Source organism: Pantoea sp. FN0302, from assembly GCF_050113775.1.
GTDB classification, from domain to species: Bacteria; Pseudomonadota; Gammaproteobacteria; order Enterobacterales; family Enterobacteriaceae; genus Mixta; species Mixta alhagi.
Map to the genome: position 1 here is coordinate 25,325 of NZ_JBNJSM010000001.1, position 20,552 is coordinate 45,876.

The 20,552-nt window shown below is 52.7% G+C and carries 26 protein-coding genes and 1 pseudogene; 16 read left to right on the forward strand and 11 right to left on the reverse strand.

What is annotated here, in order from left to right:
- Nucleotide 1: 1 nt before the first annotated feature.
- Nucleotides 2-244, reverse strand: a complete 243-nt coding sequence (gene nrdH / locus ACQE32_RS00115) for a glutaredoxin-like protein NrdH (RefSeq protein WP_426971527.1) — start codon at nucleotides 242-244, stop codon at nucleotides 2-4.
- 253 nt (nucleotides 245-497) lie between these two features.
- Nucleotides 498-812 (reverse strand): DUF883 family protein, encoded by a 315-nt coding sequence (locus ACQE32_RS00120; RefSeq protein ID WP_085070566.1) that lies wholly within the window; start codon nucleotides 810-812, stop codon nucleotides 498-500.
- 164 nt (nucleotides 813-976) lie between these two features.
- Here ACQE32_RS00120 and ACQE32_RS00125 point away from each other — a divergent pair, with 164 nt between their 5' ends.
- The 4 genes from ACQE32_RS00125 (at nucleotide 977) to ACQE32_RS00140 (ending at nucleotide 4,287) form a co-directional block, all read left to right on the forward strand.
- Nucleotides 977-1,312, forward strand: coding sequence for a DUF2002 family protein (locus tag ACQE32_RS00125; RefSeq protein ID WP_085070567.1), 336 nt, complete (start codon nucleotides 977-979; stop codon nucleotides 1,310-1,312).
- A gap of 114 nt (nucleotides 1,313-1,426) precedes the next feature.
- Entirely contained in the window at nucleotides 1,427-2,836 is a 1,410-nt protein-coding gene (gene mmuP, locus ACQE32_RS00130) for an S-methylmethionine permease (protein WP_085070568.1), read from the forward strand.
- Nucleotides 2,826-3,761, forward strand: coding sequence for a homocysteine S-methyltransferase (mmuM, locus tag ACQE32_RS00135; RefSeq protein ID WP_426971528.1), 936 nt, complete (start codon nucleotides 2,826-2,828; stop codon nucleotides 3,759-3,761). Before mmuP ends, mmuM begins: the two co-directional genes overlap by 11 nt.
- Before the next feature lie 103 nt (nucleotides 3,762-3,864).
- Entirely contained in the window at nucleotides 3,865-4,287 is a 423-nt protein-coding gene (locus tag ACQE32_RS00140) for a hypothetical protein (protein ID WP_426971529.1), read from the forward strand.
- 52 nt (nucleotides 4,288-4,339) lie between these two features.
- Here the strand turns inward: ACQE32_RS00140 and speG are convergent, their stop codons facing one another.
- Together speG and ACQE32_RS00150 are read right to left on the reverse strand one after the other, a co-directional pair.
- Nucleotides 4,340-4,888 (reverse strand): spermidine N1-acetyltransferase, encoded by a 549-nt coding sequence (speG, locus tag ACQE32_RS00145; RefSeq protein WP_085070574.1) that lies wholly within the window; start codon nucleotides 4,886-4,888, stop codon nucleotides 4,340-4,342.
- Between the two features lie 89 nt (nucleotides 4,889-4,977).
- Nucleotides 4,978-5,157: a DUF2158 domain-containing protein gene (locus ACQE32_RS00150; protein WP_426971530.1), complete on the reverse strand. Its 180-nt coding sequence runs from the start codon at nucleotides 5,155-5,157 to the stop codon at nucleotides 4,978-4,980.
- Nucleotides 5,158-5,321: 164 nt separating this feature from the next.
- Here ACQE32_RS00150 and ACQE32_RS00155 point away from each other — a divergent pair, with 164 nt between their 5' ends.
- From ACQE32_RS00155 to ACQE32_RS00180, 6 genes are all read left to right on the forward strand, one after another.
- The gene (locus ACQE32_RS00155) at nucleotides 5,322-5,753 is read left to right on the forward strand and encodes an OsmC family protein (protein WP_250650686.1); all 432 of its coding nucleotides are present in this window, start codon (nucleotides 5,322-5,324) and stop codon (nucleotides 5,751-5,753) included.
- Nucleotides 5,754-5,930: 177 nt separating this feature from the next.
- A complete protein-coding gene (locus tag ACQE32_RS00160) occupies nucleotides 5,931-6,407 on the forward strand; it encodes a DUF1456 family protein (protein ID WP_426971531.1) in 477 nt (158 codons plus the stop codon).
- A gap of 399 nt (nucleotides 6,408-6,806) precedes the next feature.
- Entirely contained in the window at nucleotides 6,807-8,969 is a 2,163-nt protein-coding gene (fhuE, locus tag ACQE32_RS00165; RefSeq protein ID WP_426973018.1) for a ferric-rhodotorulic acid/ferric-coprogen receptor FhuE, read from the forward strand.
- A gap of 204 nt (nucleotides 8,970-9,173) precedes the next feature.
- Nucleotides 9,174-9,524: an antibiotic biosynthesis monooxygenase family protein gene (locus ACQE32_RS00170; RefSeq protein WP_426971532.1), complete on the forward strand. Its 351-nt coding sequence runs from the start codon at nucleotides 9,174-9,176 to the stop codon at nucleotides 9,522-9,524.
- Nucleotides 9,514-10,257 (forward strand): sulfite exporter TauE/SafE family protein, encoded by a 744-nt coding sequence (locus tag ACQE32_RS00175; protein ID WP_426971534.1) that lies wholly within the window; start codon nucleotides 9,514-9,516, stop codon nucleotides 10,255-10,257. The genes ACQE32_RS00170 and ACQE32_RS00175 overlap by 11 nt, the downstream gene beginning before the upstream one ends.
- Nucleotides 10,258-10,300: 43 nt before the next feature.
- Nucleotides 10,301-11,017, forward strand: coding sequence for an ArsR/SmtB family transcription factor (locus tag ACQE32_RS00180; RefSeq protein ID WP_426971535.1), 717 nt, complete (start codon nucleotides 10,301-10,303; stop codon nucleotides 11,015-11,017).
- 40 nt (nucleotides 11,018-11,057) lie between these two features.
- Here the strand turns inward: ACQE32_RS00180 and ACQE32_RS00185 are convergent, their stop codons facing one another.
- The 5 genes from ACQE32_RS00185 to ACQE32_RS00205 form a co-directional block, all read right to left on the reverse strand.
- Nucleotides 11,058-11,795: a CDP-diacylglycerol diphosphatase gene (locus tag ACQE32_RS00185; protein WP_426971536.1), complete on the reverse strand. Its 738-nt coding sequence runs from the start codon at nucleotides 11,793-11,795 to the stop codon at nucleotides 11,058-11,060.
- Nucleotides 11,796-12,035: 240 nt separating this feature from the next.
- Nucleotides 12,036-12,791: an alpha/beta hydrolase gene (locus ACQE32_RS00190; RefSeq protein WP_427021166.1), complete on the reverse strand. Its 756-nt coding sequence runs from the start codon at nucleotides 12,789-12,791 to the stop codon at nucleotides 12,036-12,038.
- Nucleotides 12,792-13,067: 276 nt separating this feature from the next.
- Nucleotides 13,068-13,748, reverse strand: coding sequence for a type 1 glutamine amidotransferase domain-containing protein (locus tag ACQE32_RS00195; protein ID WP_427021167.1), 681 nt, complete (start codon nucleotides 13,746-13,748; stop codon nucleotides 13,068-13,070).
- 112 nt (nucleotides 13,749-13,860) lie between these two features.
- A complete protein-coding gene (locus ACQE32_RS00200) occupies nucleotides 13,861-14,466 on the reverse strand; it encodes a TetR/AcrR family transcriptional regulator (RefSeq protein ID WP_426971537.1) in 606 nt (201 codons plus the stop codon).
- Nucleotides 14,467-14,580: 114 nt separating this feature from the next.
- A complete protein-coding gene (locus ACQE32_RS00205) occupies nucleotides 14,581-15,336 on the reverse strand; it encodes a DeoR/GlpR family DNA-binding transcription regulator (RefSeq protein WP_427021168.1) in 756 nt (251 codons plus the stop codon).
- Nucleotides 15,337-15,423: 87 nt separating this feature from the next.
- On the opposite strand from ACQE32_RS00205, the gene ACQE32_RS00210 reads away from it, so the two are divergent.
- Both ACQE32_RS00210 and ACQE32_RS00215 read left to right on the forward strand, forming a co-directional pair.
- The gene (locus ACQE32_RS00210; RefSeq protein ID WP_426980621.1) at nucleotides 15,424-16,008 is read left to right on the forward strand and encodes an NUDIX domain-containing protein; all 585 of its coding nucleotides are present in this window, start codon (nucleotides 15,424-15,426) and stop codon (nucleotides 16,006-16,008) included.
- A 7-nt stretch (nucleotides 16,009-16,015) separates the two neighbouring features.
- On the forward strand, nucleotides 16,016-16,378 hold the full coding sequence (locus tag ACQE32_RS00215) for an NUDIX hydrolase (protein ID WP_426971540.1): 363 nt from the start codon (nucleotides 16,016-16,018) through the stop codon (nucleotides 16,376-16,378).
- Nucleotides 16,379-16,546: 168 nt separating this feature from the next.
- On the opposite strand, the gene ACQE32_RS00220 is transcribed toward ACQE32_RS00215, so the two are convergent.
- Nucleotides 16,547-17,368, reverse strand: coding sequence for an alpha/beta fold hydrolase (locus ACQE32_RS00220; protein ID WP_426980623.1), 822 nt, complete (start codon nucleotides 17,366-17,368; stop codon nucleotides 16,547-16,549).
- Nucleotides 17,369-18,070: 702 nt separating this feature from the next.
- Between ACQE32_RS00220 and ycgZ the strand changes: the two genes are divergently transcribed.
- The 4 genes and pseudogenes from ycgZ to ACQE32_RS00240 all read left to right on the forward strand — a co-directional run bounded on the left by ycgZ (nucleotide 18,071) and on the right by ACQE32_RS00240 (nucleotide 19,988).
- Complete coding sequence (gene ycgZ, locus ACQE32_RS00225) at nucleotides 18,071-18,322, forward strand: regulatory protein YcgZ (RefSeq protein WP_426980624.1); 252 nt, start codon at nucleotides 18,071-18,073, stop codon at nucleotides 18,320-18,322.
- Between the two features lie 198 nt (nucleotides 18,323-18,520).
- Nucleotides 18,521-18,832 (forward strand): hypothetical protein, encoded by a 312-nt coding sequence (locus ACQE32_RS00230; protein ID WP_426980625.1) that lies wholly within the window; start codon nucleotides 18,521-18,523, stop codon nucleotides 18,830-18,832.
- A 184-nt stretch (nucleotides 18,833-19,016) separates the two neighbouring features.
- Nucleotides 19,017-19,461, forward strand: a pseudogene (locus tag ACQE32_RS00235) (AraC family transcriptional regulator); the annotation flags it as partial.
- A gap of 119 nt (nucleotides 19,462-19,580) precedes the next feature.
- The gene (locus ACQE32_RS00240) at nucleotides 19,581-19,988 is read left to right on the forward strand and encodes a DUF2000 family protein (RefSeq protein WP_426971547.1); all 408 of its coding nucleotides are present in this window, start codon (nucleotides 19,581-19,583) and stop codon (nucleotides 19,986-19,988) included.
- Nucleotides 19,989-20,108: 120 nt separating this feature from the next.
- Here ACQE32_RS00240 and ACQE32_RS00245 read toward each other — a convergent pair whose 3' ends face one another.
- On the reverse strand, nucleotides 20,109-20,465 hold the full coding sequence (locus tag ACQE32_RS00245) for a hypothetical protein (RefSeq protein ID WP_426971548.1): 357 nt from the start codon (nucleotides 20,463-20,465) through the stop codon (nucleotides 20,109-20,111).
- Nucleotides 20,466-20,552: the final 87 nt, after the last annotated feature.

Here is a 20,552-nt window from a genome sequence, read left to right on the forward strand (position 1 = left end):
ATCACCCCAGCGCCCGCTGCGGCTGCGCCAGACGCATCAACTTATCGGGGCGGAAACCGCTCCAGTGTTCACCATCGACCATCACAACCGGTAGCTGACGGTAGCCCAACGCCTTCAGGTTCTCGATAGCGTCAGGCTCGTCGTCCAGATTAATCAACTGCCAGGTCAATCCCAGTTTATCCATCATGTTTTTGGTGGCGGTGCACTGCATACAGTTGTTTTTAGTGTAAATGGTAATGAGCATGATTCGTATTTCCTTTAGGCGTCCTGAAACCCTGTGCTACATTATGCGCCACACGACACGCCTGCCACGTGGTAATTACAAGGTGTTGTGTGCTCTTGATGATTTGAATACTAGATGTAGCGTTTTGGATTTTCAACCATGGAGATTTCAGGCCTAACGGCAAATCATGGCGCAGGGCGCGCCAGCGCTGGAAAAAAATTTTCAGACAAAAAAATCCCCGCACGTGGCGGGGAGAGAATGCAGAGCGGGGTGATTAGCGACGAGAAGCCAGCAGCGCGCCGATAAAGATACCGATAGCAGCACCAACGCCTGCGCCGTGCCAGGGCTTATCATGAATCCAGGTATCAACCTGCTGGCCTGCGTCGCGCGCAGCCTGACGTACGCGGCTACGCCCATGAATTTTAGCGCGGGTCTCTTTCAGCAGCGCTTCTGCTTTGCTACGCGCCTCCTCAATATCCTCTTTGGTTTTGCTGCCGTAGGATTTGAGTAAATCGTCCAGCGCATCCGCCAGTACAGAAACGTCCTGATGCACGTCTAATTCGTCATTTTTTACCGTTTGTTTAGACATTTTTCCTCTCCCTTTGCTGAATAACGTAATACTTAGTGTAGACCATTCCCTGTAAGCGCAGCGCTAAAGGTCTCCGGCAGCGGACTTTCTGGATAATTCTGAATGTCCCTGGCTGCTGCGCTGATGTAAGGTTGCGAAGCTTTATAAGATTGAGAGGATCAAGCATGTATTTACGACCAGATGAGGTGGCACGCGTTCTGGAAAAAGCTGGCTTTGAAATGGATACCGTGACGCCGAAAACCTATGGCTACCGCCGTGGCGAAAACTATGTTTACGTCAACCGCGAAGCGCGCCTGGGGCGAACCGCACTGGTCATTCATCCGACGCTGAAAGAAAAAAGCCTGAATTATGCGGACCCGGCGTCAGATATCAAGACCTGCGATCACTACACGCGCTTCCCGATGTACCTTGTGGGTGATACTCAGGATCACTACGGCATTCCGCACGGTTTTAGCTCGCGCGCCGCGCTGGAACGCTATTTACAGAGTATGTTCGATTAACGTCTTTCCCACAGGGCGTTAAGCTATCGCGTTTGCTACGTTGCATTCTGCTGCATGGACAGGTATAAACTTTGCCACATTTAGAAGTTTAGACGTCCATACGGATAAGAAACCATGCAGTCAGAACAGCCGCAAGGCGGACAATTTAAACGCAGTATGAAAGCGCGCCATTTGGTGATGCTTTCCCTGGGCGGTGTGATTGGCACCGGTCTGTTTTTCAATACCGGCTATATCATTTCCACTACCGGTGCGGCAGGAACGCTACTGGCGTACCTGATCGGTGCGCTGGTGGTCTGGCTGGTGATGCAGTCGCTGGGCGAGTTGTCGGTGGCGATGCCGGAAACCGGTGCTTTCCACGTGTATGCTTCCCGCTACCTGAGTCCTGCTACCGGTTATACCGTCGCCTGGCTCTACTGGCTGACCTGGACCGTCGCGCTGGGTTCCAGCCTGACGGCGGCCGGCTTCTGTATGCAGTACTGGTTTCCACAAACGCCGGTCTGGCTCTGGTGCCTGGTTTTTTGTCTGGCGATCTTTCTGCTGAATGTCATTTCTACCCGCTTCTTCGCTGAAGGGGAGTTCTGGTTCTCGCTGATCAAAGTGATCACCATTCTGGCATTTATTGTTCTTGGCGGCGGCGCGGTATTTGGCCTGATCCCGCTAAAAGATGGCACGCCCGCGCCGTTTTTCCATAATCTCACCGCCTCCGGCTGGCTGCCGCACGGCGCGTTGCCGATCCTGATGACCATGGTAGCGGTTAACTTCGCCTTCTCCGGCACCGAGCTGATTGGCATTGCCGCCGGTGAAACGGAAAATCCGCAAAAAGTGCTGCCGCTGGCGATTCGCACTACCGTTGCGCGGCTGATTATTTTCTTTATCGGTACCGTACTGATTCTGGCGGCGCTGATCCCGATGGAACAGGCGGGCATCGTGAAAAGCCCGTTTGTTCTGGTGTTTGAAAAGATTGGTCTCCCCTGGGCGGCGGATATTTTTAACTTTGTTATCCTGACGGCCATCCTCTCGGCGGCTAATTCCGGCCTCTATGCCTCAGGGCGCATGCTGTGGTCATTGTCTAATGAAGGCACGCTGCCGCGCTGTTTTTCGCGCCTGACGCGGCGGGGTATTCCGCTGGTAGCGATTAGCGCCAGTATGCTGGGCGGTCTGCTGGCGCTGTTCTCCAGCGTGGTGGCGGCCGATACCGTTTATGTGGCGCTTTCCGCTATCTCCGGCTTTGCCGTGGTAGCGGTCTGGCTCAGCATCTGCGCATCCCATTACGCTTTCCGGCGTCAATACCTGCGCGAAGGGCGACCGCTCTCCGGGCTGCAATTTCGCGCGCCCTGGTTTCCGCTGACGCCGATTCTGGGTTTTGCGCTCTGTCTGCTGGCCTGTGTCGGGCTGGCTTTCGATCCGGAACAGCGCATCGCGCTATGGTGTGGTTTGCCTTTTGTGGCGATCTGCTATGGTGCTTACTGGCTAACAAAACGTAACAAGCGGGAAAGCGCTAAGGAAACGGAACATGCTATTTGATCCCATTGCCGATCTTCTCCAGCGTCGCGATACGCTGATTCTGGATGGCGCGCTGGCAACGGAGCTGGAGGCGCGTGGATGCCAGCTGGCCGATGCGCTGTGGTCAGCCAAAGTGCTAATGGAAGATCCACAGTTGATTTATCAGGTGCACTACGACTATTTTGCCGCCGGGGCGCAGTGCGCCATCACCGCCAGCTATCAGGCGACGCCGCAGGGCTTTGCCGCCCGCGGCCTGAGCGAGCTACAGTCACGCGAGCTGATTATCCGCAGCGCTGAGCTGGCTTTGCGTGCGCGCAACGACTACCTGGCGCAGCAACCGCAGGCGGCACCGCTGCTGGTGGCGGGATCGGTAGGGCCTTACGGCGCTTTTCTCGCCAACGGCGCGGAATATCGCGGCGACTATGCGTTGCCGCAAGAAGAGATGATGGCGTTTCATCGCCCGCGCGTCGAGGCGTTGGCCGGTTCCGGCATCGACCTGCTGGCCTGTGAAACGCTGCCTTCTTATGCCGAGCTTGAGGCGCTGGTGACGCTGCTGGCGGAATTCCCCACCATGCCTGCCTGGTTCTCGTTTACCCTGCGCGACAGTGAACATCTGTCCGACGGTACGCCGTTAACGGCGGTGTCAGCATTACTCAATGATTGTCCGCAGGCGGTGGCGCTGGGCATTAACTGCATCGCACTGGAAAAGGTGACGCCAGCGCTCGTTACGCTGCGCCGTTTAACGTCGAAGCCGCTACTGGTTTATCCCAATTCCGGCGAGCAGTACGATGCGGTCAGCAAAAGCTGGCACAGCGCCCCTGCGGGCTGTTCGTTGCAGGATAAGATGAGTGAATGGCTGCACGCAGGCGCGCAGATTATCGGCGGCTGCTGCCGTACCACGCCGCAGGATATCGCCGCGCTGGCGCGTGGCTGCCTCCATCAATAACGCTTTTTTCCCCTTCTGGTGCCTGGAAAGGAATTCGGGCACTAAGGAAAAGTGACGCGTTGCCGATTAAACTAGTACCAAACCGTAAAATTCAGGAAAGCGTATGAAACGCCTGTTACTGGCGCTGGCGGCGGCAACGCTGCTCAGCGGCTGCGCCACTATTGTCGGCTCGGAAACGCAAAGTGTGCGAATCGATTCGATTCCGCAGGGTGCAACCTTTGTCGTACAGGATGAAACCGGACGTGCGGTGGCGGAGGGGGTGACCCCAAAAACCGTGGTGCTGGAGAAGTCTAACGGCCGCTATTTCGGTAAGAAGAGCTATCTGGTGATGATGGAGCGTCCCGGTTACGTTCCGCTAACGCTGCCGTTAAGAGAGAAGGCGAACCTGTGGTATATCCTGGGTAATATTCCGTTGGGTGGCTTCCCTGGCTGGCTGCTGGTGGATCCTTTTTACGGCGGCATGTATAACATCGTCCCCGACCAGATCCAGCCGGTGATCAACCCGGTCGGCGCACGCGCCGGCTGATAAATCGCTAACGGTTGCAGCGTGCAGGTTTAACCCGCACGCTGCTTATCTTTTACTGGGCGGTGGGTTTTACCATCGCACCGGGATGGGTTTTATGCCTCTCCAGATACTGATGCTGGAAAATACACATGCGAATAGTGTTACGGTATTCACCATTAATAAAAAATTCGTGCCGCAGTACGCCTTCGATCTCAAAGCCCAGCTTGCTGTAAATATGGATCGCCTTTTCATTCTCCTGATCAACAATCAGGTAGAGTTTATACAGGTTCAGCACAGAAAAGCCGTAGTCCATTGCCAGCTTCGCCGCCTGACTCGCCAGCCCTTTGCCCTGGTGCAGGGGATCGATAATGATCTGGAACTCGGCGCGCCGATGCACATGATTGATCTCTACCAGCTCAACCAGTCCCACTTTTTCGCCGCCGTTTTCCACCACAAAGCGGCGCTCGCTCTGATCGTGAATATGTTTGTTATAGAGATCGGACAGCTCAACAAACGCCTCGTACGGCTCCTCGAACCAGTAACGCATCACGCTGGCGTTGTTATCCAGCTGATGTACAAAGTGCAGATCCTCCCGCTCAAGCGGACGTAATTTCACGCTCATACCCACATCCTGGTAAAAAAGTTTTTTTATTTTAACGTCGCGGCACGGCGCTAAGAAGGCAGCCCGTTATCATTCAGGCTGCCGGATAGTCAGCACACGCCAAAGTCGCCATCTTCATGATAAGGATTAACTGAACTGGCTGGTATCTCGATCTCTTTTTTATCCGCATCGTCAAGGCGGGCGCACCAGAGCATTTCGCCTTCGACGCGCATTACCTGCATTTTGGGGCCGCCGGTTTTGGCCTGGACGAAATCATCTTTCTGAAACATGTTGTCCCTCCCTCATTCTTTGTTAGTTACATTTTTTCTGCCGCCCGTCAGGCCCGCTGCACGTGGGTTAGCCCTGCATGACAAGGCAATAGCGCCGCCGCCAACAGGCGATACGCAGCGGGTTAACTATACTGATAGTACATTTCAGTAAAACCGGAGGAAAAATGACGATTCATAAGAAGGGTCAGGCACACTGGGAAGGCGATCTAAAACGCGGTAAAGGCACAGTCTCTACTGAAAGCGGCGCGCTGAGCCAGCAACCGTACGGTTTTAATACCCGCTTTGAAGATCAACCGGGCACTAACCCGGAAGAGCTGATTGGCGCAGCGCATGCCGCGTGCTTCTCAATGGCGCTCTCTATGATGCTGGGTCAGGCAGGCCATACGCCGCAGAGTATTGATACCACGGCGGATGTTTCGCTGGATAAGCAGGGCGAAGGCTTTGCTATCACCAAAATTGCTCTCGACAGCCATATTAAGCTACCAGGAATTGATAACGCCGCCTTTGATGAAATCATCAATAAGGCCAAAGCGGGCTGCCCGGTTTCACAGGTGCTGAACGCCGAAATCACCCTGAACTACAAGCTGGAAAACTAATCCTTTTCCCTGGCCGCGCCTGTATCCGCAGGGCGGCTGTTTTACCCTGCCATCCTGCACCAATCCCTGCTGTTACCCACGTTCTTTGAGAGCAAAAGCGTGTAGTTTTACTCGTCATCAGCGCAGAGATCGCTATACTGCCCGCTTTAAATGCCGCAAGGGTAAGGAATCATCGCGATGATAAATAATGACGTACTGCGTAGCCTGCGCTACATGCTAAAGCTCAACAATAATGACATGGTCGCGATCCTGGCGCTGGCCGATATGGCGATTCCCGTTGAGCAGATGGCCAGCTATATGCTGAAAGAGGAAGAAGAGGGCTTTGTTGTGTGTCCCGACGTGCTGATGAGCGGCTTCCTGAACGGCCTGATTTATCATAAGCGCGGCAAAGATGAGAGTATGACGCCGCTGAAAGTTGATCGCCGCATAAATAACAACATTATTCTTAAAAAGCTGCGCATCGCCTTCGCGTTGAAAACTGACGATATTCTGGACATTCTCACTTCTCAGCAATTCCGTATCTCTATGCCGGAAATTACCGCCATGATGCGGGCGCCGGATCACAAAAACTACCGCGAATGCGGCGATCAGTTTCTGCGTTATTTCCTGCGCGGCTTAACCGCACGCCAGCGTCCGGCTTCAGACGCCCGGTAAAAAGCGGCTCCAGCCCAGTTTCTTAAGGTTTCCCCGGTGATGATCGGGGAACAACGTTTTCCCCTCACTAAATCCGCCTCTTTACCTTTTGCTGTCACTCATCCGCTTCTCTCCAGACAATTCTGTAATACGCATTTACATCCGTAATGAAAATGATTAAATTTCTCATTCTCATTGTTGGCGGTGAAATGATTTTTTACGTATCCATTGGATCCGCTAAGCCGACAGGGATTGATATTGCGCCAGACATTTACTGGCTCAGGGAAAACTGCCTTAGCGTAGGCCTTATTCAGATTGAGAAAGCGCATACGGTCGGGCAAACGGAAAAATAAAAACTCTCGAAGGTAAAAAATGCGTCTGATTTCAGTTAATAACGGGGAAATCCGCCTTAGCGGAAACATGAAAGCCAAACGGACTATCACTTCTCTGGCCGCGTTGATCGCTATCGCGCTGCACGGCCACGCGGCGTATGCGGCTGTGCAGGAAGAGACGCTGGTGGTGGATGCCGCTGCCGAAAGCGAAGATAACCCAACGCAAAACGATTACAGCGTGCCGGTCACCCAGGCGGGCACCAAAATGACCTTAACCGCGCGTGATATTCCGCAATCGGTTAGCATTGTCAGCAAACAGCGCATGCAGGATCAGCAGATGCAGTCGCTGGGCGACGTATTAAAAAGCACCACCGGCGTATCGGAGAAAGTAGCCGATCTCGATCGCAAAACTTTCTATTCACGCGGGTTTATGATTGATAACTACCTGGTTGATGACATTCCAACCGTGTTTGAAGAGCGCTGGAACCTGAACGACGCCTCTTCCGATACCGCTATGTATGACCGTATCGAAGTAGTACGCGGCGCGACCGGCCTGATGAGCGGCACCGGCAACCCGTCAGCGTCGGTGAATATGATCCGTAAGCATGCCGACAGCCGCGAGTTTGTCGGCAATGTCTCCGCCAGCTACGGCAGCTGGGACAAACAGCGCTACGTGGTTGATCTCTCTGCGCCGTTAACCGAATCAGGCAACGTACGTGGACGCGTGGTGGCCGGTTATCAGGACAGAAACAGTTATATCGATAACTACAGCAACAACAGAAAATTCATTTATGGCGTGGTGGATGCGGATCTTACCGATTCCACCACCTTATCGGTGGGTTACGATTACCAGGAAGATAATGCCGACCGCCCAACCTGGGGTGGCTTACCGCGCTGGTATAGCGATGGCAGCCTGGTCAGCTACGATCGCAGCGACAATACCGCGCCTGACTGGGCCTATCGTAATACCGAATCCCGACGCGTATTCGCCACGCTGAAACAGCGCTTCGACAACGGCTGGCAGTTCACCCTGAACGGCACCCATGCGGAAACCAAACTCGACAGCAAGATGCTCTATCTTGATGGCTTCGTTGATAAAAACAGCGGACGTTTGGTCAGCCCTTACGCGAGTTCTCCTGGCTATGACGATCTTGTCGGCGGCACCGGCTATAACACCGGTACGCGCAAAGTGCATGCGCTTGACGCTTTTACCAGCGGCCCTTATCAGCTGTTTGGCCGTCAGCATGAGCTGATGACGGGCATAAGCTACAGCCGTCAAAACAACCGCTATTACAATGCCTACGATAACCTCTCACCGGAGGAAGTCGGCGATTACAACAACTGGAACAGCGGTTTCTCTGAAACTAACTGGGGTGCGCTAAGCCTGGCGCAGGCTGATACGGTGCATCAGAAGTCAGCCTATCTGGCGACGCGCATTTCGCTGGCCGATCCGCTGAACCTGATTGTGGGCGCGCGCTATACCAAGTGGAGCACCAGCACGCTGACCCAGGAGCTGGCGAAGAATCGCGTTACGCCATATGCAGGCCTGGTGTATGACATCAATGATACCTGGTCCGCTTACGCCAGCTATACCTCGATCTTTAATCCGCAGACCAATCGCGATATTAACGGCAGCTATCTGAATCCGGTCACCGGCAAAAACTATGAAACCGGGATCAAAGCGGACTGGCTGAACAGCCGTCTGACCACCTCGCTGGCGCTGTTCCGCATTGAGCAGGATAACGTCGCGCAGACTACCAATCAGATAATCCCGAACACCGCCAACGAGCAGGCTTATTACGCCGCGCAGGGCACGGTCAGCAAAGGTATTGAGTTTGAGATTAACGGCGCGGTCACCGATAACCTGCAAATGACTTTCGGCGCAACGCGCTACGTGGCGGAAGATGGCGACGGCAAAGCCGTGAATCCGATGCTGCCGCGCACCAGCCTGAAGCTGTTTGCCGCTTACAATGTGCCAGCCTTAAGAGAGCTAACGCTGGGCGGCGGCGTTAACTGGCAGACGCATGTCTGGCAGGATGTTGCCGCGCCGCAGGGCAACGGTAACTGGCGGGCAGAGCAGGGCAGCTATGCGCTGGTGGATCTGTTTGGTCGCTACCAGTTCACCAAACAGTTCTCGGTGCAGGCGAACCTGAATAACCTGTTTGATAAATCCTACGATACCAGCGTAAGCCAGTATCAGGTTTACGGCGCGCCGCGTAACTTCTCCGTTACAGCCAACTATAACTTCTAACCCAGACTGATGGCTCCGTACAGGAGCTATCGCTTTTCTGCCGCTCCTGAGCCAGGCCGATTCTGGCTCAGGAGCGGCTATTTATCCCTTCTGTGTTGCATCTCTCTACGCTGGCGGCAGCTCAACGTGCATACTTCGTTATCCGGCGAAGCATTCGCTCCGCGCCTGCGGCAAGCTGGCGTTTTCAATCAGAAGGAGCCGACCATGTTTGCCGTGATTTTTGAAGCCGAACCTTATCCATCCCAAAGACAGCGCTATCTTGATCTGGCAGCCGATCTTAAGCCGCTGCTCATGCATATCGATGGATTCATCGCTATCGAACGTTTTCAAAGCCTGACCCGGCCAGAGAGGATCTTATCTCTCTCCTGGTGGCGGGATGAAGAGGCGATTCTCGCCTGGCGGCGTCAGGAAGAACACCGGGCGGCGCAGCAGGCGGGGCGCGTTGATATTTTCAGCCATTACCGACTGCGGGTTGCGGCTGTAATGCGTGATTATGGTAAAAACGAGCGCGGGCAGGCGCCACAGCCGGAGAAGGAACCACATAATGGAGCTTGATTTCGCCACGCTGCTGCTGGCTGGTACAACCTTTCTGTTAGCTGGTCTGGTTAAGGGCGTAACCGGTATGGGCCTGCCGACGGTAGCGATGGGCGTGCTGGGATCGTTGCTTTCTCCGGCCACTGCCGCCGCGATGCTGCTGTTACCTTCATTTGTCACCAATATTTTCCAGCTAAGCGGCGGCGGTCATTGCGGCGCGCTTATCCGGCGACTGTGGCCAATGCAGTTAGCGATCGTTAGCGCCACACTGTTGAGTTGCGGATGGCTGGCTAAAGGGCAGAGTGATTATACGCAACTGGCATTAGGCGTGGCGCTGATGGTTTATGCGCTCTGGACGCTGACCGGGCGCAGCCTTACCGTTTCGCCGCGCGGTGAATCTCTTTTTTCGCTGCCGGTGGGCATCATGACCGGTCTGTTGACCGGTGCTACCGGCGTTTTTGTTATGCCCGCCGTGCCCTGGCTACAGGCGCTGGGGCTGGAAAAAGATGAGCTGGTGCAGGCGCTGGGGATCTCTTTCACCAGTTCGACGCTGGCTCTGGCCGCCGGGCTATGGTGGCATGGGGCATTGCCCTCTGCCTCTCTGGGCATATCAGGATTAGCGGTGATCCCGGCGCTGATCGGGTTGTTTGCCGGGCAGCGTTTGCGTCGCTTTATTTCTCCGGCAGTGTTTAAACGCTATTTTTTGATTTGCCTGCTGGCGTTGGGGCTTGAGATGGTGGTTCGGATCCTCTGAAATTAATGTATCAGCTCGCGTCACGGTAAAAGGTGAAAACAATATGGCATTACGCAGCGAAAAGAGTGCGGACACGCAGGATCTCTGTCAGCCGGAAGATCTGTTGGCAGCAACGGCGGCCATTATGGCAGATAAGTCGCGCGCCCGTATGCTATGCGTATTGATGGATGGACGCGCCTGGACGGCAACGGAACTGAGCGCCGCGGCGGATATCTCCCCCTCAACGGCCAGCGCTCATCTGGCGAAACTCACCGCGCAACGGTTTGTGGTTTGCCTGGCACAGGGAAGGCATCGCTATTACCGTTTAAGCAGCGTGGCCGTGGCCGATCTGTTAGAAAGGTTGATGGAAATCTCCTGGAGCGGCCAGGCCGCGCCGCGTATTACCACGCCCGATTATCTGCGCCGTGCCCGAACCTGTTATGACCATCTGGCCGGTGAGGTGGCGGTTAACCTGTACCAGGGGCTAACCGAGCGCGGCTGGCTCACGGTAGATGGCAACAGACTCACCGGGACAGGGAATAGAGAGCTGACAACATTGGGAGTGGCGATGCCGCCCTCTGGTTTGCGCCGAAAATTCAGCTGTGCCTGCCTGGACTGGAGCGAACGCCGTTACCATCTCGGCGGGGCGCTGGGCGCTGCCTTGCTCAGCTGGTTTGAACAGCAGCGCTGGATAGAAAAGGATGTTGGCAGCCGCTGCGTACATATCACTGCCAAAGGCGCAGCGGGCTTAAAGCGGCATTTCGGCGTTAATGCTGTTTAGCGCCGCAACTGCTGAGCGTTATGCTAACCTCGCCCCACGGTTACTTGCCTGCAAGCTGGCATCCATGATCCTGAATCTCTTCCGCTGAGACCCCAGTCGTCTGGGTTCCTGCGCCAGCTAACAGGATGAAATCCCCCGGTCCCCGGTTTACCAGCGCCGCTCCCGTATACGCCAGGCTTCCTTTTTCCTGCGCCACTTTGTCTGCTATCGATTTAAAAAGATTTTTACTGCTCAGCTCATTCAGGGTTACTTTTCTGTAATAGTAAGAATAAGGCGGGATAGTTAACTTTTTATCAGACCAGTCGCTGTTTATTTTACCCGGCGCTATATTTGAAAGGATCTCATTTGCCGCGTTGGATAAACAAGATATATGAATGTGAAGCTGGTCCTGGCTGCGGGCGTTGCTGGGGTTTATGGCTAAAGAAATAAAACGTTCCTGAACAGGTTGACCAAGACGCTCTGTTAAGAAGGTTCTGGCCTGCCATGCGTCATAAAGGTAATTTTGCTGGTTATCCTGTTGTAATTTAACATCCTCAATGCCACTAATCTTATCAGTTGGCAACAGAAGGTATTGATATTTATCACTATCCACCTTGTAGATGACAATTTTTTCATTCATGTCCACCAGGCTACATGGCTGGTAAGTATCGTTATTAAGATAGCCCGGTACGCAATGCTCATTCACCTTATTCCATAAAGCATTTCTGTCAGCGTAGGCGGCATGGGCAGTGAGCAGTAACGTCATCAGCGAAATCGATAAAGATATTAAACGTTTCATTGATTATTCACCCTGTATTTACTGACGTTAAGGTGGTCAGGCGGAACTACTCGCCTGGAATAACCCACATTTAATAAATTAACAGTACGATATGGCAACTATTTTTTGATAGGGCAGGGCGGCTCATTAGCGCGATGGAGGGTTATTATCAAACGTTGCAGCAATACCGTTACTTTTTCAAACGCCACCCGGCGCTTTCACCAGGAAAGCGACCGGGACAGGCCAGAGGCCAGACACTGGTTAATGCGATAAACTTTGTGCCGCCTCCTTAATCAGGGCTGCCACCTTCTCCGGCTGTGATGCATAGATGGCATGGCTGCCCTTTATTTCAACAAGGGTACTGTGAGCCCGTTTAGCCATATAACGCTCCAGTTCAGGATTAATGGCCCGATCCTCGGTAGCAACAACCGCCCAGCTTGGTTTGGTTCGCCAGGCCGGCGAGCCTGCCGGGGCGCTGAAGGCCGCCGCTGCAGGCATAACCTGAGATCGCGCCATCATGTCGGTCTGTTTTTTAGGTAAGTCAGCGGCAAAATCTGCCTGAAAATTTTCCGGTTTCAGATAGAGAAAGTGATCCGCTGTTTCAGCGACGGACTTACTGGCTGGCGGAATTTTACCGGCCAGGCTCAGCAGCGTCTCTCCTGTATCCGGCTCGAAGGCGGCTACATAAACCAGGCCTGCAACCGCAGGATCATTTCCCGCATCGCTGATGGTCATTCCTCCATAGCTGTGTCCCACCAGCAGCGTTTTACCGTGCTGCTGAGCCAGAATGCGCCGGGTTGCAGCCACATCATCAGCCAGAGAGGTTTGCGGTTCCTGCACGATGGAAACCTTATAGCCAGCGTTATCAAGAATGGTGGCCACCGGCCCCCAGCTAGAGCCATCAGCAAAAGCGCCATGCACCAGAACCACATTTTTTACCTGCTCAGCCAAAGCGTTCTGCGCGGAGACAGAGAGAACAACACTTAATGCCAGAGCAGCATAGGTTTTCTTCATCATAATCTTCTTCCTTAATCGCCTGATTTTTGAAAAATGGTGGTGACAGCACTGGCCTGTTGATCAGGCTGTGCTGCAGAGTGGGCATTCAGCTGCCCGCATGTTTATCAGCACGTCATAAAATCTGCTCTGACCGCTGCGGCAATCCTGGCTTAGGGCCGCGTAGTTCCTGCCCTGGGGTGAAAGGGCAGGTGGCTCTCTCTTATGAACAGGGAGGACGCCTCAACTTCAACAAGGAGGAAAAAATGCAGAAAGCTGTCACAGCAACGATATTGTCGGTTAGCGAGTAAACTGCCCGATAAGCAGGGCAGCCGTCTCTGCTGAGGATGTTGGATTCTGGCCGGTAATCAGCAGGCCATCGCTGACCACATAAGAGCTCCAGTCTTCACCTTTAGAGTAAATACCGCCTTTAGCGATCAGCTCATCTTCAACCAGGAAAGGAACAACATTCGTCAGCCCTACCGCCTCTTCCTCACTATTGGTAAATCCTGTGACTTTTTTCCCTTCCACCAGCGGCCTGCCGGCAGGCGTTTTCACATGACGCAGCACGCCTGGCGCATGACAGACAAGGGCAACCGGCTTGTTTGCGGCGATAAATGATTCAATCAGAGCGATTGAATGAGCATCCTCCGCCAGATCCCACAGCGGGCCGTGGCCTCCCGGATAAAAAACGGTGTCGTAATCCGCTTGCGATACGCTGTCAAGACGGATCGTCCCGGCCAGTTGGGCGGTAGCGTCTGCATCGGCTTCAAAGCGGCGGGTGAGTTCCGTCTGAAACATAGGCTCGTTGCTTTTTGGATCCAGCGGCGGGTTACCACCTTTTGGTGAGGCCAGAGTGATATCGGCACCGGCCTCTTTAAAGGCGTAGTAAGGCGCCGCCAGCTCTTCCAGCCAGAAACCTGTTTTACGTCCGGTATTGCCCAGTTGGTCATGTGAAGTCAGTACGATTAATACTTTCATGGTGTATCTCCTGATTTAGGATGGATAAGCTAACGTGTGTTAAGTAGACCGGTCGTCTTAAAAACTGACCTGAAAAAACGCCACGAAGGCGCTTTTTATCTGCCTGCCCGGGTTAAAGGGCAGGGTGAAGCAATTTCTGCGTGGCTGACAGGGCTGCATCAAACGGCTGTACATCACGCATAATTTTTACCATGACGCTGCTCCCGAGCCAGAGTTGATAGAGGCTTTGGGCCAGCTCTGCAGGATCGCCTTTTGTATCAAGCGAACCGTCAGCAAGACCTGCTTTTATCGCTCCCGCCAGATGCTGCGTAATGGCAGCAGTACCGCGCCTGAGCGATTCGCGCATCGCTTCCGATAAATCGGCAACCTCGGCACCAAGCTTGACCGCCAGACACTTTCCCTGACAATCTTCAAATGACTGGTTATTGCGCCACTGATGAAAATATTCCATTAACCGTTGCGCTGCCGTAAGGTCCTGTCGGGAAAAAAGCACGCTCATCTCCGACAAGTAGTCTTCAAAATAGTAGTCAAGCAACGCTTCACCAAAAGCTTCTTTTGAACTGAAATAGTTATAGAAAGAGCCTTTCGGGACAGAAGCCGCCGTCAGGATTTCATTCAATCCTACGGCAGAAAAACCTTTTGCGGCCATAATACGGTAGCCGGCATCAAGAATATTCTGTCGGGTTCCTGCATTTTTTTGTGCTGTGGTTTTGTTCATGAATTAACCTTAGACCTAATTAGACCGGTCGTCTACATAAATTTTACTTTTTTATTTTTAGCAGGCGAAAAGCTGGCACGCCAGCATGAGTATCAGGCATTCCGGCGCGTTCGGTCAGGCTTTGATTACCGTAACGCCTTTCGCGATAAAGGGCGACAGCAAATGCTCTGCGGTATTCTCTTCCACCACCATGGTATTAATCAGTGAAATATCGCCGATAACCCAGGCGGAAGCACTGTTCAATTTTTCCGGCGAGGCCAGCACGATGGTTTCCGCCGCCTTCTGTGAAAACGCGCGCTTGATGCATGACTCTTCATAGTCGCCGGTACTCAGTCCGGCATCGGCATGAATGCCGGTTACGCCCATAAAGAAAATATCCGCGCGCACGTTAGCGACATTTTCAATGGCTGCCGCGCCTACGGCAACCAGCGAATGTTTAAACAGCCGCCCGCCGATCATAATGACATCAATGAGCGGATGATCCGCCAGGCCAAGCGCAATGCTGGGGCTATGGGTAACCACGGTAATTTGCAGGCTGTGCGGTAAAAAAGTAATCAGCTCGGCGGTGGTGGTACCGCCGTCAATCATCACGACCTGCCCCGGCTCAATCAGCTCCGCTCCCCTTTTCGCAATAATACGCTTCGCATCCAGCCGCAGATTTTTACGTTCGGCAAAGGTTACGGTTGCGGCGGAGGCGGGCAGTGCCCCGCCGTGAACCCGCTGTAGCAGGCCTTCGGCAGAAAGCTCGCGTAAATCACGGCGGATGGTGTCCTCTGACACATTGAAGGCTTCGCTAAGATCTTTAGAGAGCACCTGTCCCTCAGCGGCGAGTTTTTGCAGGATAAGTTGTTTACGTTGCGACGTGAGCATCTGGCCTTTTTCCTGGTTGCACGAATTAACTTGAAAATGCATGTTTGTGCACGCTAATATGCCGATATTACCGACGGAGGAGCAATTATGCCAGCTAAACATGCAGAAGTGCGCATTCTTGACAGCAAAATCTTATCGGATGACTGGTATTTACTGAAAAAATATACCTTTGAGCTACAGCGCCGTGACGGCGAGTGGCAGCGGCAAAGCCGTGAGGTTTACGACCGGGGCAACGGAGCGGTGATCCTGCTTTATAACCGCAGCAGGCAAACCGTTATTTTGACGCGTCAGTTTCGTTTTCCCGTTTACGTTAACGATCATCCCGGCCTGTTGCTGGAAGCGCCAGCAGGATTACTGGATAATCTCGATCCTGAAAAGCGTATTAAAGCCGAAGCGGAAGAAGAGACCGGTTATAAAGTTGAACAGGTGCAAAAGGTATTTGAAGCCTTTATGAGTCCAGGGTCGGTCACGGAAAAACTTTATTTCTTTATCGCCGAGTATAACGCCGGGCAGCTTTCCGGCGCAGGCGGCGGCATTAAAGAGGAGGGCGAAGATATTGAAGTGATCGAAATGAATTTTCAGCAGGCAATGAAAGCAATTGATAACGGTGAAATAACAGATGCCAAAACCATTATGTTACTCCAGTATCTTGCCCTGAAGGGCATCATGTGAGGTGAATATGGCTGCAGAATTAATCCTTATTGCCGGACCGTACCGTAGCGGCACGCAGGGCGATGAAACCCTGATCGCCAGGAATCTTCATCGGCTGGAAGCGGCAGCGTTGCAGGTTTATCAACGTGGGCATGTTCCTGTTATTGGCGAGTGGCTTGCGCTTCCTTTAGCCAAAGCGGCGGGTTCAGAATATCTGGGTGATGAAATTAGTGAATCAATGCTTTATCCGGTAGCTCACCGCTTAATTGCACAATGCGATGCGATATATCGTATTGAAGGAGAGTCAAAGGGGGCGGATAAAGATATTGAAGTAGCAGAACAACGGGGCTTAAAGATCTATCGCTCCCTTGCAGAAATAGAACCGGTATAAAAACGTGCGCTGTTACCAACAGATCTCTCAGCCCTGCGCCGGGAAGGTACGTTTTTAAAAAAGCCGGTCTGTCAGGAAAGACTTTTTTACCCGGCTACCATCAGCCTCTATTTCGGATACAAACAGGTTTTTTATTTAAAGAGGATGCCACGCATCCTCTTTTTCCGCTTAGTGCGCCTGCAGGAACGCCAGCAGATCGTTGTTCAGCTGATCCTGATGCGTCACAGCAAAGCCATGCGGCCCATTCTCATAGACTTTCAGTTCGGCATTCGCGATCATTTCTGCCGCTACTTTACCGGTGGTTTCAAACGGCACCACCTGATCGTTGCTGCCGTGGATCACCAGTGTTGGCACATCAATTTTCGCCATATCTGGCCGGAAATCCGTTTCTGAGAAGGCGGTTACGCAGTCCAGCGTGCCTTTCAGCGATGCCAGCAGCGCAATATTCAATGTCTGTGTCAGCACGCCGTCTGAAACCGTTTGTCCGGCATTAATACCATAGAAAGTTGGGGAGAACTCGCTAATGAACTGGGCACGATCTTTAAGCAATGCGCCACGAATTTCGCTGAAAAGACTTAGATCAACGCCCTGCGGATAATCCTCCGCTTTCCCAAAAATTGGCGTAACCGCGCCCAGAAGCACCAGTCCCGCTACGCGTGAAGTGCCGTAACGGCTGATATAACGCGCCACATCGCCGCCGCCCATTGAGAAACCAACCAGCGTTACCTCTTGCAGATCGAGGCTGGTAATTAAATCGTTAATATCAGAGGCAAAGGTATCGTAATCGTAGCCCTGCCACGGTTGATCCGAGCGGCCAAAGCCCCGACGGTCAAAGGCAATAACGCGATAGCCGCGTTCGGCAAGAAAATTGAGCTGGCTATCCCACATATCCGCATCCAGCGGCCAACCGTGACTGAACAGTACCGGCTTACCTGTACCCCAGTCTTTGTAATAGATCCGGGTGCCATCCTGGGTTCTGAAAGTGCTCATAACAATCCTCATTTTGGTTATTTAACAAAAACGGACTCATGATCGTTTGCCAGGCGCGACCAGGTAACGAACGACGGGCAGCTTTCGCCGCGACAAGGCAGCTGGCTTACCTTCTGAATAGAAACGGTAAAGGCATGGGCGTCAACAGAATTGATGTAATAATCATTAGTCCGGAATAGATAACCAATTGATTTTAAGTGTTTACTTTACCGGGCTGGCCGTGAATTTTCAGGAAAATGCGTGATAAACAGTGGGAGTAACGCAAAATTGATCGCCGCAGCTTATCCATTTTCATCATGAAACAGGTTTAATTGATCTGCCGCAAGTTCAGTCTTTTCTTACTCTGCCAAATTATGGCGCAGAGGATGTTAAAAACCTTAGCAAGCGTGAGGAAATATTATGACAATGAAAATGGGCTTAGGTGGATTGTTGTTGGTGTGGTTGGTCTACGTAGGTTGGATGGTCAGTTATTACAGCAGCACCTTCAGTCTGTTCCAGTACTAAGGCAACAATGGCCTGCGCAAACAGGCCGTTTTGCTATTCCTTCCTCCCGGGCAGATGCGCATGTATCTCTTCTTCTGTTTCGGATCAAGAACGATCCGTAATACATTCAGCAAAAAATACCTGTACAGCTTTTGTTTTTTTGTATAGTTTAGCCTGCATCAACGCTAGCTTATTTTATAATCTGACCATGAGGCGCCAATGATGCCGCAGCAACGATGGACACCTGAAATCAACAAGGCACTTGCTCCGCGTTTTGAAATGGCAGATATGGATATCCCTACTCAGCAGGAAACGCTGGGACAGATCGTCGCTGATATTTTAAGAGCGGGACAGAGTGTTAATCGCAAAGCGATTTGCGCCAGGCTGCTAACGAAACTGGATGGCGTATCCAGCAAGGAAATGGAAATGCACTATCATGGGCTGTTGGCTCTGGTGCTGGGGCGAGAGTAATGTTCCGACTTAAGTGCGCTCTCCAGTCTGTTTTTTTGTATCAATAATCTGTTTTCACGCTATGTATAGCTGCAGTAAAACTCTCCTGATTCTGACGTAGTTGTTGCCGTAAGGAACAGCTGGCGTCTGAAAAGCGCACCCGGTTATTCCGTATCGCCTGAATAACCGGTTTCCTTTAACATCAGCACAGGAGAGAGTTTGGATAAAGACGATTTTAAGAATGTGCATGTAGCCCTTGGCGAAGCGGTGATGTCGATTCTGGACAGCCAGAGTGCTTTAAGTAATCACGCCATCATGGATAAATTACAGCAGCTTGCCAAAAGCGAGACTGATGAAGAAAAAGTCATGTCTTACCGGGAGGCAAGAAAAGCATTCAGACACATCCCGCGGTCAGTGACGGGGCTCCGTCGAAAAGACGCCGGCAACACTGACGCAAAAATGGTTAAAATTCCGCAGAACCGCCTGGTGCTCCGAAGAGCGCGTAGCGAGAATCGCGAGGATAGAGACTAAATAAAATACCGGCAGGCTGCATAGTAGCCTGCCGGTATTTTTTATTAACCGATTGGCTTTTTCCCTGCTGCCAGCGGCACCGCTGAATTTCCTGACAAAGATTTCCTGCTGGCGAAAAATGGATAAGGTGAATATCGGGCCTGGCACTCAGCCAGACGATTTAATCCTCCTGGCGGAATGAAAAATGCCAAAATCCGTAAACAGCGACTGGATAAATTTGCAGCGGGAGCCTGAAACCAGCATCGAAAGCGTACATGCGCATTTCTATGGTCATGCTTATGATCCGCACGATCATGATGAGATGCTGGTGGGCGTGACGCAAACGGGACTGCAGCGCTTTAACTGTCATCGTACGCTGCATACCAGCCGTCCCGGTCGGGTGATCCTGATTGAGCCGGGCGCGGTGCATGACGGCTACGCGCCAGTTTCAGAAGGCATTTGGTCAGTCACCCCATGCTTATCTGGTGCGGCTAGGTACCGCCCGCATGCTGTTAACGCAGGGATTCAATCCGGCAGAGGTGGCAGCTCAGGTAGGCTTTGCCGATCAACGCCACTTTGGCCGCTGGTTCCGGCGCGCCTACCGCATCACTCCAGCCCAGTATCAGCATCAGTGCACAAACGTTCTATATGCGCGGGCACCACGCCGATTCTTTACCGAAAAGCCATTGCATAGCCCAAACGTTCTATACGCGCGGGCACCACTTCTCTGATGATGGCTTCTGTTGCTAATCACCGGAGAGCCTGATTGATGTTTGATACCAAAGTCGCACTTATTGTTCGTCACGATCTGGCGATATGGCAGCGCCTGAACGTGGTGGCATTCCTTGCCAGCGGCGTGGCGTCTGCCGCGCCGGAGATGATGGGTGAACCCTATATTGATGCGCACGGCAATCGCTACGGCAATATGCTGGGCCAGCCGATGCTGATTTTTGAAGCCGATCTTAACGGCCTGCAGAGTGCCCATCGTAAAGGGCTGGAAAAAGAGCTAACGCTGATCCCCTATGTACATGCGATGTTTTCCACCGGGCATGATCATGCTAACCGCGAGGTTTTTCTGGCGGAGGATGCGGATAACCTGGATCTGGTTGGCCTGGCGCTACGCGGCCCTAAAAAGGCGGTAGATAAAGCGATAAAAGGGCTGGCGCTGCATAAGTAAGCCTGACGCGCAGACGGGTTAAAGCATCGCGGCGTTATCGCTGTTGGCAAACACTTATCGACAGCAGCCTAAAAATCAAAAGGCCGCAAAGGCGGCCTTTTATTAACAGGGATTAGGGCGTTATTCGCTGACTTTGTTTTTCAGATCGCTGGCGCCTTCTTTGGTCTTATTCCAGCCTTTCTCGGTGCCTTCTTTGGTAGCGTTCCAGCCTTTTTCGGTGCCTTCTTTGGTTTTATCCCATGCTTTCTGCGTACCTTCGCTGGCTTTGCTGCTCAGGTTATCGCTTTTCCCTTCTGCCGCATGCTCTGACTTCAGCTTCATCTCTTCGCCCTGATGCTGCGTCTGATGCAGCTTTTCTTTTGCGGTATGCGCGCCTTCATGCGCGGTAGCAACGGTGTCATCCGTAGCGTGGGTGGTTGCCGCAAAAACCGGAGAAGCCAGCAGCAGTGCAGATAGTGCCATGATTGTTTTTTTCATCTTTCCCTCACCAAATAAAGGTTATCAATCTAAAAGTATAGTTAACAATGGCACGATAAAGCGGTTTTCGCCTTCAGAATAACCTGT

Coding starts and splice junctions, on each gene's coding strand:
- ACQE32_RS00200 (WP_426971537.1), bottom strand. CDS start 14,466: ATGAACAAAACCACAGCACAAAAAAATGCAGGAACCCGACAGAATATT.
- ACQE32_RS00245 (WP_426971548.1), bottom strand. CDS start 20,465: ATGAAAAAAACAATCATGGCACTATCTGCACTGCTGCTGGCTTCTCCG.
- ACQE32_RS00125 (WP_085070567.1), top strand. CDS start 977: ATGTATTTACGACCAGATGAGGTGGCACGCGTTCTGGAAAAAGCTGGC.
- nrdH (WP_426971527.1), bottom strand. CDS start 244: ATGCTCATTACCATTTACACTAAAAACAACTGTATGCAGTGCACCGCC.
- ACQE32_RS00190 (WP_427021166.1), bottom strand. CDS start 12,791: ATGATGAAGAAAACCTATGCTGCTCTGGCATTAAGTGTTGTTCTCTCT.
- ACQE32_RS00220 (WP_426980623.1), bottom strand. CDS start 17,368: ATGAGCACTTTCAGAACCCAGGATGGCACCCGGATCTATTACAAAGAC.
- ACQE32_RS00180 (WP_426971535.1), top strand. CDS start 10,301: ATGGCATTACGCAGCGAAAAGAGTGCGGACACGCAGGATCTCTGTCAG.
- ACQE32_RS00195 (WP_427021167.1), bottom strand. CDS start 13,748: ATGAAAGTATTAATCGTACTGACTTCACATGACCAACTGGGCAATACC.
- ACQE32_RS00210 (WP_426980621.1), top strand. CDS start 15,424: ATGCCAGCTAAACATGCAGAAGTGCGCATTCTTGACAGCAAAATCTTA.
- ACQE32_RS00175 (WP_426971534.1), top strand. CDS start 9,514: ATGGAGCTTGATTTCGCCACGCTGCTGCTGGCTGGTACAACCTTTCTG.
- ACQE32_RS00205 (WP_427021168.1), bottom strand. CDS start 15,336: ATGCTCACGTCGCAACGTAAACAACTTATCCTGCAAAAACTCGCCGCT.
- ACQE32_RS00140 (WP_426971529.1), top strand. CDS start 3,865: ATGAAACGCCTGTTACTGGCGCTGGCGGCGGCAACGCTGCTCAGCGGC.
- ACQE32_RS00150 (WP_426971530.1), bottom strand. CDS start 5,157: ATGTTTCAGAAAGATGATTTCGTCCAGGCCAAAACCGGCGGCCCCAAA.
- ACQE32_RS00120 (WP_085070566.1), bottom strand. CDS start 812: ATGTCTAAACAAACGGTAAAAAATGACGAATTAGACGTGCATCAGGAC.
- ACQE32_RS00160 (WP_426971531.1), top strand. CDS start 5,931: ATGATAAATAATGACGTACTGCGTAGCCTGCGCTACATGCTAAAGCTC.
- fhuE (WP_426973018.1), top strand. CDS start 6,807: ATGAAAGCCAAACGGACTATCACTTCTCTGGCCGCGTTGATCGCTATC.
- speG (WP_085070574.1), bottom strand. CDS start 4,888: ATGAGCGTGAAATTACGTCCGCTTGAGCGGGAGGATCTGCACTTTGTA.
- ACQE32_RS00185 (WP_426971536.1), bottom strand. CDS start 11,795: ATGAAACGTTTAATATCTTTATCGATTTCGCTGATGACGTTACTGCTC.
- ACQE32_RS00155 (WP_250650686.1), top strand. CDS start 5,322: ATGACGATTCATAAGAAGGGTCAGGCACACTGGGAAGGCGATCTAAAA.
- ACQE32_RS00215 (WP_426971540.1), top strand. CDS start 16,016: ATGGCTGCAGAATTAATCCTTATTGCCGGACCGTACCGTAGCGGCACG.
- ACQE32_RS00240 (WP_426971547.1), top strand. CDS start 19,581: ATGTTTGATACCAAAGTCGCACTTATTGTTCGTCACGATCTGGCGATA.
- mmuM (WP_426971528.1), top strand. CDS start 2,826: ATGCTATTTGATCCCATTGCCGATCTTCTCCAGCGTCGCGATACGCTG.
- ycgZ (WP_426980624.1), top strand. CDS start 18,071: ATGATGCCGCAGCAACGATGGACACCTGAAATCAACAAGGCACTTGCT.
- mmuP (WP_085070568.1), top strand. CDS start 1,427: ATGCAGTCAGAACAGCCGCAAGGCGGACAATTTAAACGCAGTATGAAA.
- ACQE32_RS00170 (WP_426971532.1), top strand. CDS start 9,174: ATGTTTGCCGTGATTTTTGAAGCCGAACCTTATCCATCCCAAAGACAG.